The 17,573-nt window shown below is 69.5% G+C and carries 8 protein-coding genes; 4 read left to right on the forward strand and 4 right to left on the reverse strand.

All coding sequences use genetic code 11. The annotated features are described in order from the left end of the window. Nucleotides 1-106: 106 nt before the first annotated feature. Entirely contained in the window at nucleotides 107-3,229 is a 3,123-nt protein-coding gene (locus tag AB0A95_RS27050) for a hypothetical protein (protein WP_357558549.1), read from the reverse strand. Between the two features lie 111 nt (nucleotides 3,230-3,340). Beyond that, on the reverse strand, nucleotides 3,341-5,956 hold the full coding sequence (locus tag AB0A95_RS27055; protein ID WP_357558550.1) for a tetratricopeptide repeat protein: 2,616 nt from the start codon (nucleotides 5,954-5,956) through the stop codon (nucleotides 3,341-3,343). A 565-nt stretch (nucleotides 5,957-6,521) separates the two neighbouring features. On the opposite strand from AB0A95_RS27055, the gene AB0A95_RS27060 reads away from it, so the two are divergent. Further along, a complete protein-coding gene (locus AB0A95_RS27060) occupies nucleotides 6,522-7,409 on the forward strand; it encodes an AfsR/SARP family transcriptional regulator (RefSeq protein ID WP_357558551.1) in 888 nt (295 codons plus the stop codon). A 97-nt stretch (nucleotides 7,410-7,506) separates the two neighbouring features. Here the strand turns inward: AB0A95_RS27060 and AB0A95_RS27065 are convergent, their stop codons facing one another. Beyond that, nucleotides 7,507-10,878, reverse strand: a complete 3,372-nt coding sequence (locus tag AB0A95_RS27065; RefSeq protein ID WP_357558552.1) for a type 2 lanthipeptide synthetase LanM family protein — start codon at nucleotides 10,876-10,878, stop codon at nucleotides 7,507-7,509. 164 nt (nucleotides 10,879-11,042) lie between these two features. Beyond that, entirely contained in the window at nucleotides 11,043-11,273 is a 231-nt protein-coding gene (locus AB0A95_RS27070) for a mersacidin/lichenicidin family type 2 lantibiotic (RefSeq protein WP_357558553.1), read from the reverse strand. 316 nt (nucleotides 11,274-11,589) lie between these two features. On the opposite strand from AB0A95_RS27070, the gene AB0A95_RS27075 reads away from it, so the two are divergent. The 3 genes from AB0A95_RS27075 to AB0A95_RS27085 all read left to right on the forward strand — a co-directional run bounded on the left by AB0A95_RS27075 (nucleotide 11,590) and on the right by AB0A95_RS27085 (nucleotide 17,402). Beyond that, nucleotides 11,590-11,781, forward strand: a complete 192-nt coding sequence (locus AB0A95_RS27075) for a hypothetical protein (protein WP_357558554.1) — start codon at nucleotides 11,590-11,592, stop codon at nucleotides 11,779-11,781. Nucleotides 11,782-11,871: 90 nt separating this feature from the next. Next, the gene (locus AB0A95_RS27080; protein WP_357558555.1) at nucleotides 11,872-15,264 is read left to right on the forward strand and encodes a type 2 lanthipeptide synthetase LanM family protein; all 3,393 of its coding nucleotides are present in this window, start codon (nucleotides 11,872-11,874) and stop codon (nucleotides 15,262-15,264) included. After that, complete coding sequence (locus tag AB0A95_RS27085; RefSeq protein ID WP_357558556.1) at nucleotides 15,246-17,402, forward strand: peptidase domain-containing ABC transporter; 2,157 nt, start codon at nucleotides 15,246-15,248, stop codon at nucleotides 17,400-17,402. Before AB0A95_RS27080 ends, AB0A95_RS27085 begins: the two co-directional genes overlap by 19 nt. The last annotated feature ends 171 nt before the right edge of the window (nucleotides 17,403-17,573 follow it).

Genomic DNA, 17,573 nt, shown 5'->3' on the forward strand with positions numbered 1-17,573 from the left:
CCGGTCGACTTTTCCGAGGAATAGGCCGGTGTGTAATTGCGCCGCAGAATTGCCCTCGAACGAACTGGCGCGGTGCCGGCGCCCGCAGGCGCCGGCACCGCTGGATTCAGTTGGCGTGGGTCAGGCGGGTGGTGATGCGCAGCCCCATGATGGTGTCGTTCATCCACGGCACCCGTTCGCGGTGCAGCCCGGCGGTCATCTGGTCCGCCCACACCTCGTACCGCTGGATGAGCGTCGCCGCGCGGGAGCGCGCGCTCGTGACCAGGCAGTCGCCGAGCGGGTCGCCGGGCAGGTTCGAGGCGTCGACGGCGGGCTCGCAGGGCAGCTTGAGGCTGACCTGGTCGCGTAGCGGCCGGCTGGGGTCGAGCGCGCACGGCGGGCTTCCGCACGTCGCGTAGGTGTCGGCCGCCTTGGTGTAGGCGTTCGTCACCTTGGCGTCCGCCGGCATGTTCACCGGGACCTGGTACTGCCCGAACAGGTTCGCGGACAACACGTCGTCCGAGTCCAGGGCGTTGGGCAGACCCAACCGGGTGTACGCCTGAAGGAGCCGCGCCGCCGTGTTCATCTTCTTCAGCGCGGCGGGCACCGGCCCGCTGACCTGGGTGCTCAGCTCCCGAACCCGGTCGTACATGGACTTCTGCCGGGCCTGGAGGAAACCGCGCAGGGTCGTGGTCAGCGTGGCGTCCAGCGCGGTGTTGGGCGTGGCGGTCGCGCCGCTCGCGAAGGCGTACCGCCCGGACTGCCACTTCTGGGTCAGGCCCTGCTCGGGTGTGGTCTCGCTGTCGCAGTTGAACAGCTCGCAGTCGACCTGGTAGACCTGCTCGTCGGGCCAGGTGTAGTCGGCGGTCCGCGAGTTCTGCCAGGCCGCGCCGGGGTTCAGCCGGAACCGGCTGTGGATCTGCAACCGCAGCTTGCCGTAGTGGCGGATCACCCCGGTGCCGTAGCCGGTCGTCCGCGTGTAGACCCAGCTCGGCGTGTAGCAGTAGCCGACCTCGGGCAACTCCCGTACCCCGGCCGGCGGCTCGCCGGCACGTGGCGTGTACGCGTGGTGGAGCGCCCGCACCACGTTCGACATCAGGTCGTAGCGAACGTTGCTGGGACGGTCGATCTGCCTGGTGCCGCTACAGGCCGGCACCGTCGCCTCGTCGGTCTTCGCCGGTGCCGCCGCGAGCGGCTTGTCCGTGTCCCAGAACAGGTCGTAGTTCTTGGGCGTCCGCACCTGTACGCCGTTGGCGTCCGGCTCCCAGCGGACCTGGGCCTCGTTGGTCCGGACGGCGGCCAGTGCTGTCGACACCTCGTTGGTGGCGGCGACGTACTCGTTGACCAGCCCGGTGATCAGGCCGTTGGCGTTGCCGTCGACCGGCCGGCCGAAGCTGGCGGCGAGGTCGGCGATGCGCGTGCCCTCCGCCTCGATCTGCGCCGCCCTGCTGGCGCTGACCTGGGCGGCGTACGTCGGATTTTGCAGCATCACCATGGCGTACGCCTGCGCGCCGAGATTCCACACCGTCGGGTTGCCGACCGGCGTCGCCGGTTCGACGATCGACGGGTCGCGACCGCTGGCTATCCGCGCCAGATAGTTGATCGACCGGGCCTCGCCGAAGCTGTTCAGCACGTTTGTGGGATCGAGTGCCGGGTTGTCGGCGTCGGTCCTGGGCACCACGAAGGCCGCGCCGCTGGCCAGCTGGGTGGCGGCCAGGTGGAACTCGTTCTCCGGACCGACGAACTCGCCGTACGTCGGGATCGGCTGGCCGAAGTTCTCCAGGTAGCCGACGTACTGGTTGATGTCGGAGCGGGCGTCGTGCAGGGTGGCGTCGCCGATCGCGGTCAGCACTGTGGCGGCGATGTCCTCCAGGCGCAGGCCGAGCTGGGCGACCTGCTGCTGCACGAGGGTGAGCTGTGCGGTGTTGCCGGCGATCGCCGCGTTCAGTTTGTCGAACTGGGCCATCATGTTCGCGTACACCGTGTTGATCTGGGCCTCGACCCGCGCGAAGCTGGCCCGCATCTCGTCGCCGAGGGCCCGCACCTCGTCGCGCAACGCTTTGACCTGGGCAAGGATCTGCTGGTCGAGCGAAGGTCCGCTGCTGCCGAAGAGCCCGACGACCGACATCATGGCGCCGAAGACGTTGCCGGTCATGGCCAACGTCGCGGTGCTGAAGATCGAGCCCGCCAGGCCGCGGCCGGTGATCGCCGCCGCGTACTTGGAGATCGCGCTGATGGTGGTGAGGACCGCCTCGCCGATCACCTTGGACTTCTTGCCGGCGTCGGGGTCGGCGAACCCGATGACGGTGGAGACCATGCCCATCCCGGCCTTGATGTCGGAGATCGTCTGCTGGCGTTCCTTGTCCCGGTCCTCGGCGGCCTTCTTCGCGGCGGCGGTGCACTCGGCGCTCGGTGGTCCTTCCGGCGGGCACTTGCTGTTGTTCTCGCCGATCTCGAGACGGACCTCCAGGCTCAGGCCGAGCAGCTGCGCGTGCAGGGAGGCGAGTTGCTGCTTTGCCGCCGCGACGTACGCCACCGAGTCGCCCTGGAGCGCCAGGATCGCGTCGAGGTCCACACGGGAGAGCCCGGGATCCGCAGTGAGCTGCTCGTAGGTGCTCGTCACGTCCACGCCGAACGGCGCACCGAGCACGGCGTTCCAGGCGGTGGCGACCGGCACGTCGGCAGCGCCCGACTGTCGGACCGCGGACCAGACGGCGGCGAGCGCGTCGTCCCGGCCGCGCAGCCACTGGGCGGTGCGTAACGCGCCGGACGCGAGCTCCTCGCGGGTGTCCCACGGTTCGACAGACCTGCCGATCACGGCGCCGACGAGTCCGGTCACCTCCGGCGAGGTCCGGGTGTCGCCGCCGGGGGCGCCGAGCAGGATGTCGACGGACTTGAGCAGCAGGTCCTGCTCGGGCACCAGCCTGTCGAACGCGGTCAGTGAGCTGTCGAGCAGTTGCTTGCGGGCGGTGAGGTGGGTCTGCGCCTGTGCGGCAGTGACGTTCGGGTGCAGCCGGTGCCACTGGACGAACTCGGCCGACAACACGGCGGTCCTGATCCGATCGGCGCCCTGGATGTGGCTCTCGGCGACCTGTCCGAAGGCCCGGTCGGTGAGCGTCGCCTGAGGGATGGGGACGGGAACGGGATCGGCCGACGCGGGCACGCCGGACAGCACGCCCGCCGCCGTGACGGCGACCACCGTCGCGACAGCCACCCCGCGTCTCGCCCGCGAGAAACGTTTGATTGTCATGGCGCGAACGTATTGAGCAGCCTGAAGCGGCGCTGAAGCGGCGCTGATTCGCCAGGTCAGCGGTTGTTCCGCCGGGGGAGTGACCCGGCGTCTGGCCGCCGCACGGTCAGCTCAGGCGCGGCTGCGGTCGGCGTGGCCGGAGGGGTCGGCCGCGCTGTCGGCGAGCAGTCCCAGTTCGGCGACCTTGTCGGTGTTGCCGAGCTGGGCGTAAAGCGCCTGCGCGTCGACGAACGCCTGGTGGGCGGCGTACGCGTCGACGTGCAGGTATGCCTTTCCGAGGGTCGTCAGCGAAGCCGCCTGGAACGAGTGCCATCCGCGGGTCCGCCAGATGGCGACGGATGCCTCCAGGTGACGGATCGCGTGGGCCGGCCTGCCGTCGCGCAGCTCGATCTCGCCGAGGATCGCGTACGCCTCGGCGAGATGGTGCCTCATGTGGTAGCGGCGACTGAGCAGCAGAGCGGTCTCGGCGGTCTCCCGGGCGGTGCCGTCGCCACGTTCCAGGTAGAGGCGGGCCAGCGCGAGGACGGTCAGCACCTCCGGGTAGTGATCGCGGTGCGCCCGGGAGATGGCCAGCGACTCGTCGAGCATCCGCTCGCTGGTCTCGTGGTCACCGAGCTGCCGGTACGCGATCCCCAGGTACTGCAGGCCGGTGGCGACCCAGCGCATGTTGCCCAACGCGCGGGCGTTCTCCAGCGAGGTGAGGGCATGACCGATCGCGAGGTCGACGTGCTGCTGCTCGTAGTAGGCCATGGCCAGCGCGAGGTTGCTCCGCGCCTGACCGCCGAGGTGGTCCGACCGTTCGGCGAGGCGCAGCGCGCGGGTCGCCATCGCTGTCGCCTCGGGGTAGGCGCCGCCGGCGCTCAGTGCCCACGAGTACATGACAGCGGCGTCGGAGGCGCCCGCGTCGTGCCCCAGGGCGGTGAACATCTCCAGCAGATTGCGGGCCTGGATGCTGGAGCGGGCCATCGCGTCACCGTCGCGGTCGTCGGTGATCCAGGTGCTCACGTCGAGCAGACCGCGCAGCATGACCGCCTCGCCCAACCGGTTGCCGGCGATGCGGCAGACCGCCATCGCCTCGGTGTTGAGGCTTGTCCACTCGGTGTACCTGCCGCGCAGGTCGAAGTATTTCTCCAGACAACCGGCCAGGTCGAACGCCAGGTCGTCGAGGCCGAGCCGGCACGCCTGGCGAACCCCGGCCTGGAGGGCGGCACATTCGGCGTCGAACCAGTCCGCGGCGGCGACGCGCTCGGCGTAGTCGTCAGCCCAGTCGAGTGCCGTGTGCGGTGCCCCGCCACTGATCGGGGCGTAGCAGGGGCCCGGGATCCACCTGGCCATCCGCCGTGCCAACGCGAGCCAGCCGCCCAGCCCGCGCTGCACCGCCTGCGCCCGCTCGTCGGGCTCGACCTCCAACTCGGCGCACCTGGCGGCGAATAGCCTGGTCAGGTCGTGGAACCGGTATCGGGTCTGCCCGGCGACGTCGAGCCCGTCCACGACGAGGAGTTGGGCGTCGACGAGCGCCTCGGCGTGTTCGATCGAACGCTCCGGGGGGCAGCCGAGCAGCGCGGCGGCCAGGGTCGCGGAAAAATCCGGTACGTCGAAGAGGCCGAGCAGTCGGAACAGCCGCTGCGCCTCCGGTGTCAGGCCGCGGTAGCTGATGGCCAGCGAGGCGCGTACCGTCAGATCGCCGGTGACCAGCCAGTCCAGGCGCCGCTGTTCGTCGTCGAGCTGCTCGACGAGATGCGCGAGCTGCCAGGCCGGCCGCGCGGCCAGTCGCGCCCCCGCGATGCGCACCGCGAGGGGCAGGTATCCGCACAGCTTCACCAGGTCGGCGGCTGCCGTGGGCTCGCCCACCACCCGTTCGTCGTCGGCGAGCCGGGCCAGGAACTCGACAGCCTCGGTGGCGGAGAGGACGTCCAGGTCGATCCGCCGGGAGCCCTCGATCGCTGTCATCCGCGCACGACTGGTGATCAGCACGGCACAGGGAGCGGCCCCGGGCAGGAGGGATCGGACCTGCCCCTCGGAGACCGCGTTGTCCAACACCACGAGGATCCTGCGGTTGGCCGTCCGGGTCCGGTACGCCTCGGCGCGTTCCGCCGGGTCGGCCGGGATGGCGCGGTACGGCATGCCGAGTGCCCGCAGGAACCGGGCCAGCACCTCGGCCGGGTCCACCGGACTGGCATCGACGTTCGTCAGGTTGGCCCAGAGCTGACCATCCGGGTACGCGGCCCGGACCAGGTGCGCGACGTGCGTCGCGAGTGCGGTCTTGCCCACCCCGCCCATCCCCGCGATGGTGGTCACCGGCAGGGCGGCGGATGCTCGGGTGTCGTTGCGCTCGGCGGTCAACCGGTGGGTCAGCGCCGCGACCTCGGCGGCGCGCCCGGTGAAGTCGGCGATGTCCGGTGGAAGCATGGCCGGCGACGGCCAGGCCGGCTCGGCGGTCGCAAGGTCGGCCCCCTCGTCCCGGGCCCCGCCGCCAACCACCTGCGTGGCGTTGACCGCCAGCGCGTTGCGCTGCCGCACCCAACGGGCGATCGACGCATCGTCCAGGCCGCAGGCCCGCGCGAACGTCACCACGAATTCCCGCCTGGGCAGACTGGTCCGGCTCAGCACGGAGGCGATAGTGCCGAACGGTAGCGCGTCCCCGGATGCGGCGGCCTTGGCCGCCAGTTGTCGGTAGGTCAGCCCGGACCAGAGGCGCAACTGCCGCAGCGCGCCGACGAACTCCATTGGTGTGGCCGTGCCTTCAGGTGCCGGTGGACTACCGTAAAGGTCGGGCTCCATCTGATGATCTTCCCCGAATTGTCGACCAGGCGCACCCGCTGGCCTCGCCCGGCGGTGTCAAGCATGCGCTCCTTTGACCAACTCTCGGAGCCACACCAGGATGCGTCAACGAGGAGTCGCGAGGCTTGCTGAAATCTTGAGCTCAAGGAGAGCCGCCAAGGCCGGGCATGCCTGACTGCTCGCGCGCGAACCCTTAGCGTACAGGCGATCCGGGCTTCTGTCGCGTCGTCGTCGGCGTCGGCCCGGATGCTGGGTCAGAGCAGGTCAGGTGAATCTCGCACAGTCCCAAACATTCACAAACACTTCCCAGCTTGCAGGGCCGAGTCTGCCGTCATAGCTTCGCAGTGCGGAGCGAAACGTCAGATTCGGCTCTGGTTCGCGAATGATATCGAACCATGCGCTCAAAGTAATTTACGCACCGCGGACGTCAATCAGCTCTTCGGTGTGGAGTGGAGGTCGATCGACTGGACCCAGGTCACAGTCCAGCAGGACCACACAACGGGGAGGAACAATGCTTGACGACAGCACCCTTGGCCTCAACTGGGCGCCACGAGCCAATGGCTACGCGCCCCACGAACCATCCCAGGCCGACCCACCACTGCGGTACCGGATGCTTGGTCCGGTCGAGGTCCGCAGCGCCGGCCGCTGGATCTCACTGCCGCAGGCCAAGTGCCGGGCCCTGCTCGCCGTGCTGCTGGTGAACGCCAACCAGGTCGTCTCGACCGACGCGCTCCGCGAGCAGATCTGGCCGTGCGCGGCTCCGCGCACCGCCGACAAGTTGATCCAGCAGTACGTCCACCAGGTGCGCCGCGCCCTGAGCGACCCGGACGGGCGGCAGTTGTGCACGCGAGCGCCCGGCTACCTCCTCAGCGCCGATCAGGGTGATCTGGACGGGGATCGATTCACCGGCTTCGCGGCACTCGGGGAGCGAGCGCTGGCGGACGGCGACGCCGAGACAGCCGCCAACGTCCTCGGCCGGGCGCTGGCGCTGTGGCGCGGGCCGGCGCTGGCCGACGTGCCGGACACCCAGGCGACAAGTGCGGAGGCCAACCGGCTGGAGGGTTGCCGGTTGTCCGCGCTGGAAGCCTGGATCGAAGCCGAGTTGATCTGTGGGCAGCACAACCGACTCACCCCGGTGATCGAGACGCTGGTCGCCGTGCACCCCCTGCGCGAGCAACTCCGCGTACACCTGATGCTCGCGCTCTTTCGTTCCGGCCGACGGGCCGACGCGCTGGAGGCCTTCCGAGATCTCAGTCGCACCCTGGATGACGAACTCGGCCTTCGCCCGAGCGCCGAGGCGCAGGAGTTGCACCAGGCCATCCTGCGCGATGAACACCTGTTGGACCGGCCGTCGTCAAGCGCCGTTCCGGTCGGGGCCGAGTCGACGTCCCGGCACTGACCGGGGTGCCGGCACCGAGGGCGTCCTCGGTGCCGGCATTCGGGCCGGTACCGGGACGCCCACACGGCGACGACTGTGGACGGCTGGCGCCGACCCGTCACCCGGCGGGCACCGGCACCGCGGCAGCGATCCGGTGACCGCCGGCGCCACCCGGTCGGTCGTCGGAACCGCTGGAATCGAGCAGCAGCACGTTCGGGATCCGCTCCGGCAGCACCGCGCGCAGGAGTCCGTAGCCGATGCCGGCGAGCCCCATCAGCAGGCCCGGAGTGGTGATGCCCTGCGGCACACCCGGCCGGGGGCCGCCACCGACGACCTGTTCGGCGATCACCCGGGCGGCCCGGCGGCCGACAAGCGTCAACTCCGGGTCACCGAGCACCGATCCTGCCGTCAGCACGGTCTCGACCAGGCCGAGATCGCCGTGGCAGATCGAGTCGTTGCCGATACCCACGAACCGGTCCGCGACGATCAGATCGTCGCGGGCCGTCCCGAGCGCCAGATCGAGATCCGTGCGGACGAGGTCGTGCCAGGGCGCGATTCCCGGCAGTCGAAGCAGGGCGGCACGTGCCAGCCCGATGCCGCCGGCACCGTGACACCAGGCGTCCATGTAGGCATCGGGGCCGCTGTCCGTTCGGAGATTGGGCCAGTTCCCGCGCTCGCGGGACAGATGGTGCCGCTCGAAGCCCAGTGCCTGCCCACACAGGTCGTTCAACCGGCTCTCGCCGGTGACCTCGGCGATGCTGGCCAGCGCGTAGGTGATGCCGCTGGCCCCGTGCGCGAACCCGAGCAGGGCCTGGCCCGCCTCGAACTCCGTTCGCCACCCGATTCCCCCGGGAACGCGCACAGCGCGGTCTTCCAGCGTGACCCCGGCGGCCCGCAGGGTGTCCAGGGTCCAGTCGTCCGGTCGCGCCCGGTGCAGGGCGAGGATCGACAACGCGGCCCCGGCGGTTCCACCGATGACGTCCAGCGTGTTGTCCTCGGCGAACCGTGCCCGACACATCGCCGCGGCCTGCTGAGCCGCGTCGAGCAGGGCCGGCTCGTCCCACAGCCCGGCGAGCTGGCTCAGCACGTAGACCAGGCCGCCGAGCTCGCTGAACCCGCCGATCGACCAGACCGCCTGGTGATCCGCACTGGTGGCCAACTGCTCGGTCGCGTCGACCAACTGGCGGGCGATCTGCTCGGCGGGGCGACGGAACCGCGCTTCCCCGGTGACCACGCCGAGCTGCGCCAGAAACAGCGCGATGCCGGTCACCCCGCTGTAGAGGTCGAGGCCGGCGTGGCCGACCCTCCAGTAGCGGTCCCCGACGAAGTTCAGCGACAGCCAGGATGGCGTTTCCCCCTCGCCGGCCAGGGCGGTCTCCAACAGCAGATCGGCGACCGAACGTGCGGCCCGGACCGCCAGTTCCTCATCCAGCGGCGAGTCTGGCAACGGGCTGGGCTGGACCGACTGGGCCCGCAGCGCGCCCGCCGTGAGCCCGGACATCGACGCGCGGATGCACCAGAGCTGGCTGCGCAGGTCCCTTTCGCCGAACTCGCCCAGCCGCTTCCGCACCGCCGCCAACCCACTCTCCGCGAGAAAGTTGGCGGCCACGAGGCCGTACCCGTCCTGGAGATCGGACGAGCCGGGCGTGGTGTGGAAGGACGGGATGTCCTGAGCGGCGAGCTGACGCTGCTCACTGGCCAGCAGCAGGTCGCGATCCGGCAGGTCGGCGAACCCGGACGCCAGAGCCTCGGTGAAGATCTCCCGGTCGAGTGCGTCGCGGAGCAGATCCGGATGCCACGACTCGTACTGCAACCGGGCGTAGGTCATCGTCGGGCGCGGGATGAAACGAACCTCGTCGTCTCGGAACATCGCGATCAGACCCTGGGTGCCGAGAAGGTCGTCGCGATGGGCCAGGAGGAGGCGGTAGCAGTCCTCGAATCCGGCGGTGAGCGCGTCCGTGTAGGCCAGGGCGTTGACCGGCTGACCAGCCAACGTCGCCCGGTTGTCGGTGTCCGGCATCTTCCGTCGGTCGCGGACGACCCGCACCTGGTCCGTGCCACTGTCGGCGTACGTGGGCGTGCGCAGGGGAGACAACTGTCCTCCACCACCGGCGAGGCCGCTCACCTCGATGTCGTGGACACCGTCCTCGTTCAGGGCGATGACCCGTTCGGGCAGGAGACCGATCCGGAGCACCGAGTCCCGCACCACCCGGGGTGCCGTGCCGGCGGCCAGGGGCGAGGTCGTGTCGTCGGCACAGCGGGGGAGCACCTGGAAGAGCGCCTCGAGGTCGACGACCACGGGGTGCTCCCCGGCCGCGATCACGTTCTCCAGGTGCATGTCCGAGCCGGACAGTGCGTAGAAGAGTGCCAGGTAAGAGCCTTGCCGGTGGAAGAACCGGGTCACCTGCTCGTCGTCCTGGCAGGGCTCGACCGTCACGTGCTCGACCCAGCCGTGCCCGGGCCGGTCGAGGACGCGCAGCGTGCGGAGGGGGTGCCGCAGACCCTTGGTGTTGAGCCACCGAAGAACCTCGTTGAAGTGGACCTCGGTGCGAAGGCTGCGCGGCTTGTAGACGAGCTTGCGGCCGTCGGTGAAGGTCAGGATCGCCACGCTGTGCCCGCCCCGGTGTGTGTCCCCTCGGCCGAAGTCGACGTCCGCCAGGTCCGCCAGCCCTTGCCAGGCGCCACCGAAGGTCTTCCGGATCGCCGGAAGGTCCTCCAGGAACTGCGCGGCGAACTCCAGCCTGACCCGAACCGTGGTCTGCACACAGTGGACCAGCTCGCGGGCGAGCACCGGGTATTCGGCCAGGAGGGCCAGCGCGGCCGATGGCTCGCGGAGCTGCTCGACGAACGAGGCCATCCGCTCCGTCGGCGTCGCGCCGACGAGGCGACCCTCCATCCGGGCGACGTTCACCTCCAGGACCAGCACCGAGATGATCATTTGTCGGAGCTGAGCCATCGGTGGCGCGGACAGGGGGTGGCCGCCCGGCAGCCGGTCGTCCCCCTGCCGGGCGGCGAGTTCGGTCAACCGGACGGTCAACTCGTCGTGGGTCCAGGCCAGCAACGGCGCGATCCACGTCAGGTACGCATCGTGTCGGACCTTCTCCGGAGGGCTTTCGTGGTCGTCCTCCCGGCCCTGGGGGCCCTCGGTCGACGGGCCGTCGGGTGCCGACACGGTCGACCCGACGGCGCCGAACCGCTGCCACGCGTCAGCGACGACATCCATCCACGGCGGCCGGTCGGGAAAGCGCGCGGCGAGCGACTCGGTCGACTCGGCGAGTAGTTCGACAAGTCTCTCCTCGGACAACCCGAGTCGTTCCCACCGGTCCAACGAGATGTCCCGGCCGCGCACGATGTGCCCGCCCCGCCAGGCATCCCGGCGCCGCCGGCCATTGTCGAGTTGCTCACCGTCGACCGATACACGACCCTCGGCCCGCTGCGCCAGGGTCAGGCCACGCCACCAAACGGGTGATTCGAGAATGTGGTCATACATGCTTTCCGCCTCCGGCCGCGAAATCGAACTGGCTCCCGGTCTGCTGCGCAATACCATTTCACCGGCCAGGGGTGGGCACCGGTGATCCGATGCCCACCCGCTGACGTCACGAATCAGCTCGTCGGAATGCTGCCGACGGCACTCGTGCGATGAACGAAGCTCTGCTATTCGCAGGGCCACTCGTAGCAGGTGATGCAGGTGCGCGAAGTGATGACCTGGGTCGGGCAGCATCCGAAGGTCAGTTTGGACTCACTGCCGAGACCCCGGGTCTCGTCCAGGCTCAGGTCGTCGAACTCGATGTCTCCGACCGGGTGGGCAGGGAGTGCGGCCAGGTCGGCGTCGTTGAGCGTCGCCCGGAACGCGGGATCCTTCCACGCCTTGACTGCTTCGTTCATGGTGTCCTCCTCAATCGAAGGGTCGATTTTTACGGCTCGCGCAGTCGTCGATAACTGACGCGTCCAGGGGTGGAGGGCAAGTAGCCAGGCACCCCGTCGGCTCGGCCACAAACAATGCGTCGAAACGACTGTGAATCCATGTTCGACACCGCTGCCGCCGATAGTCAAGAGCGGGTTCGGGCAAATCTACCGACGCTATACCAGTACTGAAACAAACCTCGACCGCAGCGAGACCAGCAGCGAACCCCACCTTGCGAAGCTCTTATTGCTCGGCCATTCCCACTACGGGCGAACAGCCCAGACAGGAAGGTGCACCATGTTTGACCACGAGGAGTTCGTCGACGACTCGATCGGTGAGATGGACCTGACGGACCTGGAGATGCAGGACGTCAACGGCGGCACCATCACACCCACCCCGACCATCGTCGGGACGGTGACGCTCGCCCTGTGCACCCGGGGCACCCTGTGCGGCACCTGCGGCTCGGTGGGCAGCACGGGTTGCTGCTGATTTTCGCACCGGCGGTCGGCAGCCCGATCGCGTCAGCGAGTGGGCGGGCACCGAACAGGGTGTCCGCCCACGCGCCTTTCCCGAACATCGATGATCGGAGACGGAGCGATGATGGTCCCGCTCGATACCGCAACTGACACTGGACGCAACCGCAGCGGCGAGCTGCTGGCCAGCCCGGCCTGGTGGGCCGGGCTACGCCTCGACGAGCGGCGGGTCCGACCCCTACCCCGGGCCGCCGAGGCCCTGGCCCGCGGCTCGCGCCGGCTCAGCGCCTGGCAGAACGACCGGACGGTGACCGGTGGCCTCGAACCGGACCTCTCCCGGTGGTACGACTCCGGGATCGAAGAGGAGGAACTGCTCCTGCTGCTCGGCGAGACGCCCGACAATCTCCGCGACCGCACCCCCGCCGTGCCGCAGTGGTTGACAAGTATCGTCCAGGCCTGGTCGGCCGACCCGGCGGAGCGTCGCGCCCTCGACGACGACGTGGTGGGCGAGTTCGGCCCGTCCGCGGGTTTCCTGGCTCTGGTCCACCCGCTGTCGTCGTGGTATCAGGCCCAACTGCACGCCAAGATCAACGTGCTCGCCCGCAGGCACGGCCACCAGGAGGACCTTCCGCGCGACCACGCACTGCTCAGGCCGAACCACGCCAGTCACATCTCGATGGTGACCGCCGTCCTCGCCGTCCACCTCCGGCTCGCCAGCCGGGACGGCGTCCTCGTCGGTGACACCCCGAGTGCCCGCTTCACCGACTTCACGAGGCGGCTCGAAGACCCCGCGTTCGCGCTGCGCATCCTCGCCCGGTACCCGACGCTGGCCCGGGAACTCGTCGAAGAGTTGGAGAAGTGGTCAGCGGTACGGCTCGAACTGGCCGAACGGACACTGACCGATCTGAGCGCGCTCGGCGTGACGTTCGGCGTGGCCTGCCGATCGTTGCACGACATCGTGGACGTCCAGATGGGTGCCGGTGACACCCACCGAGGTGGACGCAGTGTGGCCATCCTGACCTTCGGCGACGGCGGCAAGGTGGTCTACAAGCCGCGGGGCCTCGCCGTCGAGTGCCACTTCTACACGCTTGTCGATCTGCTCAACAGCGCGGGCCTGACCCACCCGCTGCGACAGCTGGGCATCCTCAACCGGGACGACTACGGCTGGGTCGAGTTCGTCTCCACCGAGGGTTGCTCCAGTGAGGACGAGCTGCGTCGATTCTTCTGGCGGCAGGGCGCCTACCTGAGTCTGCTCTATCTGCTCCGCGGCTCGGACATCCATCTGGAGAACGTCATCGCCGCCGGTGAGCAGCCGATAATCGTCGATCTCGAGGCGCTGTTCCAACAGGTGTTGCCGGTGTCGGACGAGCTGCCGATGGGCCTGCCCCGGGAGGCGATGCGACTCAGCGAGGAATCCGTACTCTCGATCGGTCTGCTTCCGCAACGGGTGCTGCGCCAGGATGGCGACTCGGTGACCTCCACCGAGTTGTCCGGGATGGCCGGCGGCGCGGGGGAGTTGACGCCGATGGCGGTGCCGCGCTGGCACGAGGCCGGCACCGACCAGATGCGGCGCACCCGCGCGCGGGCGGTGATGCCCGACGCCCAGAACCGAGCCGTCCTGGACGGCGCCGCGGTGGATCCGGCGGCCTACCGGAGCGACCTGGTCGCCGGTTTCGAGTCCTGTTATCGACTGCTGCTCAGCCTCCGGAGCGAGCTGGCTGCCGCCGACGGCCCGATCGCCGCGTTCGCCGCGGACGAGATCCGCGTCATCGTGCAGCCCACCATGGTCTATGCCCGAATTCTTCAGGAGTGCTGGCATCCGCGGGTGCTGCGGGACGCCCTGGATCGGCAGTGTCTCTTCGAGGTCGTGGGCAGCCGGCATCCGGATCTGGTGGCCAACGTCGCCGTCGCGACCAGCGAGGTATGGCAACTCACCCAGGGGGACATCCCCTTCTTCTGGACGCGGCCCAACTCGCGCGACCTCCACGACGAGCGGGGCGTCCTGGTGCCCGGCTTCTTCCCGCGCAGCGGGCTGACGCTTGTCGAGGAGCGGCTCGCCACGCTCTCCCCCGATGATCTGCGTCGGCAGAGCTGGGCGGTGACCGCTTCGATGGCCGCGATGCAGATCGGTGACAAACCGCGGGACCCCGAGCCGCGCGTCCGTCCGCTGCCCGCCGACGTGATCGACGAGTCACTCGCGTACCGTGCCGCCGTCAGGATCGGCGATCGGCTGCTGTCGACGGCGGTCGGTGGCGGCGCCGACCGTCCGATGTGGCTGACGCTCAACATCATGGCGGATCGCTACTGGAACGTCGTGCCCACCGGCTACGAGAGTTTCAACGGCCTCTGCGGTATCGCGATCTTCCTCGGTCAGCTCGGTGCGCAGACCGGCCTGCCGCGATTCCGGTCCGCGGCCGAATCGATCGCGACGATGCTGACCGAGCACGTCGACTCGATGCTCGACTGGCGCGAGCAGGACCGGGACATGCTGGGCCTCGGCGGCTTCAGCGACCTGGGCGGTTACGTGCACGCGCTGACCCACCTCGGTGCGCTGTGGCAGTCGGAGCCGCTGCTGGCGCAGGCTCGTCGGCTCACACCGGAGGTGCTCCGGCGGATCGCCGAGGATCAGATCCTCGACGTCCTGACCGGTACGGCCGGGGCGGCGCTCGCGCTGCGTGGGTTGCACGCCGTGGATCCGACCGACCAGACACGTGCCGCCCTGGAGGTGGCCGGCGATCGGCTGCTCGCCACGGCCGAGTCCTCGGTCGGCGGGCTCAGCTGGCGGACCTCGGTGGACGCGCGTGAGCCACTGCTCGGCTTCTCGCACGGTGTCTCCGGAATCGCCTACACGCTCGCGGAGATCGGCCGGGTGACCGGTGCGCGGCGTTTCCTCGACGCGGCCGGGCGAGCCGTCCGGTACGAGCACCGACGGTACGACGGCACCGCCGGCAACTGGCCCGACCACCGGGACATCACGCCGGTGGGCGCCTTCATGAACGCGTGGTGCCACGGCGCTGCCGGCATCGGGCTGGCCCGGGCCGCGATGCTCGACTCGGTCGACGTCCCCGAGGTGCGGATGGACCTCGACGCGGCGGTCGCCACCGTGCGCCGGGATCTCCTGCCGGACGACCGGTTGACCGGTACCGGCAACGACTGCCTGTGCCACGGAGACCTCGGTCTCGTCGAGGTGCTGTTCAGCGCCGGTCGGCGCACCGGAGACAGCACGCTTGTCAGTCTGGCCGGCCGAGCCGCGCGCTCGGCCGCGGAGATCGTGCTCGCCGGCGAGGAGCGGACCGGCGTACCGCTCGGGTTGCACGTGCCGGGGTTGCTGATGGGTGCCGCCGGCATCGGTTACGGCCTGCTCCGGGCCGCCCGCCCGGATCTGGCACCGAACGTCCTGCTGCTCGAACCGCCCACCGCCGCACGCTCCCCGCGCCCGGGGGTCGTCGCCCCGGTGGGCGCCGATACCGAGGAGGCGGCATGCCACGCGTACCGGTGATCATTCAGACGCATTCCACCGAGTGCGGGCCGAGCTGCCTGGCCATGGTCCTCGGCGGCCTGGGCCGCGCCACCCCGGTCCGGGAGCTACGACCTCAGTTCGGGGTCGGCCGCGACGGCACCAGCGCGCGCCGGATCATCGAGGTGGCCGGCGACTACGGGCTGACCGGCCGCGGTCTGCGGGTGGACCCCGAAGGTCTGGCCGGCGTCCGGCTGCCGGCCATCGCCCACTGGGGCAAGGACCACTTCACTGTCGTCGAGAAGGTCGAACGCCGTCGGATCAGCGTTGTCGATCCGGGCCAGGGCCGGCGGCGACTGACCCGACAGGAGTTCTTCGCGGACTTCTCCGGGACGATCCTGGAGTTCACCCCGTCGGCCGAGCTGGAGCACAAACGCTCCCGGCTGCGGAATCATCTCGCCGTCCGGTTCCTGCGTGATCTGTTCCGGCTCGCGCCGCGACTCATCCTGCTGGCGGTCGCATTGTCCGCGGTGGTGCAGGTGCTCGGCCTCGCCTCGGCCGCGGCGACCAAGTACGGCGTGGACGAACTGGTCGGCCGGGGCGCGGACACGCTCTCCATCTTCGCGGTCTGCATCGTCGCGTACGTCCTGACGCAGGGGCTCGCCACGCTCTCCCGGGGCTTGGCGCTGTTGGTGCTACAGCGACGCCTTGACGGGCATCTGGGTCGACACTTCATGACCCATCTGATGCGCCTGCCGTACGCCTACTTCCAGAGCCGGGGTGCGGGCGATCTGATGACCCGTCTGGGCAGCAACATGGCGGTCCGTGAGATGCTCACCTCGCAGATCTTCACGATGCTGCTGGACCTTCTGTTCGTCGTCGTCTACGCCAGCATCCTGCTGGCGGTGAGCCCGTCGCACGCGGCTATCGTCGCGGTTCTGGCGACGGTCCAGCTCGCGATCGTGCTGCTCACCATCCGGCCGGTACACGAACGCGCGCAGCGGGAACTCGCCGCCGACGGCAAGGCGCAGAGCAGTGCGATCGACACCCTCGCCGGGGCGGAGTTCCTGAAGAGTTCCGGGCTGTCCGGGTGGGCGCTGCGCAGATGGAGTGGCAATTTCGAGGATTCGGTTCAGGCGTCCTTCAAACGACGCCAGGTCGACGTGTTCACCGAGTCGGCGATGGGCATCTTCCAGACGGCCGCACCCCTGACCCTGCTCCTCTTCGGGATAATCCAGGTCGTCGGAAACGGGATGTCGCTCGGGACGATGCTCGGTCTGAACGTCATCGCCGGCCTGCTCCTCACCCCCGTCGGCCAGTTGATGGGCGGGCTGCGGTACCTACAGACGATCGGCTCCCACCTGGACCGCATCTACGACGTCCTGGGCGAGGAGCCCGAGCCGACCCGACCGCAGGGTCTCCAGCCGAGCAGCCTCCGTGGCGACATCGACCTGCGCGGCATCAATTTCCGGTACGACCCAGGTGCGCCGCTGGTGCTCAAGGACATCGACCTGAAGGTGGCGGCCGGCACCAAGGTCGCCATCGTCGGCTCCACCGGGTCCGGCAAGACGACACTCGTGCGTCTGCTCACCGGCATGCTGGCGCCCACGTCCGGCGAGCTGCTGGTGGACGGTCGAGCACTCGACGAGTACGACCTGGAACCCCTGCGCCACCGCTTCGGTGTCGTCACCCAGTTCCCGTACATCTTCGGGGGTTCGATTCGGGACAACCTGGTCCTCGGGCGGACGGACCTCAGCGACGACGAGCTGTGTGTGGCGTTGCGTAAGGCGCAGTTCCTGCCGGATCTCCAGCGGATGCCGATGGGCCTGGACACCCGGGTGGGCGAGGGCGGCGGCTCGCTCTCCGGCGGGCAACGACAGCGGATCGCGATTGCCCGTGCGCTGCTCTCCAGGACCAACGTGTTGCTGCTCGACGAGGCGACGAGCCATCTCGACGCCCTGACCGAGGCGGCCATCGCCGACGAGCTGTCGTCGCTGGGCTGCACCAGGATCGTGGTCGCCCACCGTTTCAGCACGATCAGTGACGCGGATCAGATCGTCGTGCTGCACCAGGGCGAGATCATCGAGCGCGGCGACCACCAGGAGTTGATGGCACTGGGTGGCCGGTATGCCGCGCTGGTGCGGCGTCAGACCCCCAATCTGGTGGGGCAGCGGTCGTAGTGAACGTCAGTGTCGGTGGCGGCGGCGGGCGGGAGGAGACACACGGCCGGTGCGAAGGCCCCGGTTCGGCGGCTCGCCGCGCCACTCGACAACCTGTCCGCACCATCGATGCGTACGTGCCCGTCGCAGTGTGCCGGGATGGATTGACCGGGGTATTGCCCGCTCATTGGC

Source organism: Micromonospora sp. NPDC049230, from assembly GCF_040647875.1.
In the GTDB taxonomy this organism is placed as follows: Bacteria; Actinomycetota; Actinomycetes; order Mycobacteriales; family Micromonosporaceae; genus Micromonospora.

Bases quoted from the DNA above. Each gene is read 5' to 3' on its own strand.
- AB0A95_RS27055 (WP_357558550.1), bottom strand. From the start codon at position 5,956: ATGGAGTTCGTCGGCGCGCTGCGGCAGTTGCGCCTCTGGTCCGGGCTG.
- AB0A95_RS27065 (WP_357558552.1), bottom strand. From the start codon at position 10,878: ATGTATGACCACATTCTCGAATCACCCGTTTGGTGGCGTGGCCTGACC.
- AB0A95_RS27075 (WP_357558554.1), top strand. From the start codon at position 11,590: ATGTTTGACCACGAGGAGTTCGTCGACGACTCGATCGGTGAGATGGAC.
- AB0A95_RS27070 (WP_357558553.1), bottom strand. From the start codon at position 11,273: ATGAACGAAGCAGTCAAGGCGTGGAAGGATCCCGCGTTCCGGGCGACG.
- AB0A95_RS27060 (WP_357558551.1), top strand. From the start codon at position 6,522: ATGCTTGACGACAGCACCCTTGGCCTCAACTGGGCGCCACGAGCCAAT.
- AB0A95_RS27050 (WP_357558549.1), bottom strand. From the start codon at position 3,229: ATGACAATCAAACGTTTCTCGCGGGCGAGACGCGGGGTGGCTGTCGCG.
- AB0A95_RS27080 (WP_357558555.1), top strand. From the start codon at position 11,872: ATGATCGGAGACGGAGCGATGATGGTCCCGCTCGATACCGCAACTGAC.
- AB0A95_RS27085 (WP_357558556.1), top strand. From the start codon at position 15,246: ATGCCACGCGTACCGGTGATCATTCAGACGCATTCCACCGAGTGCGGG.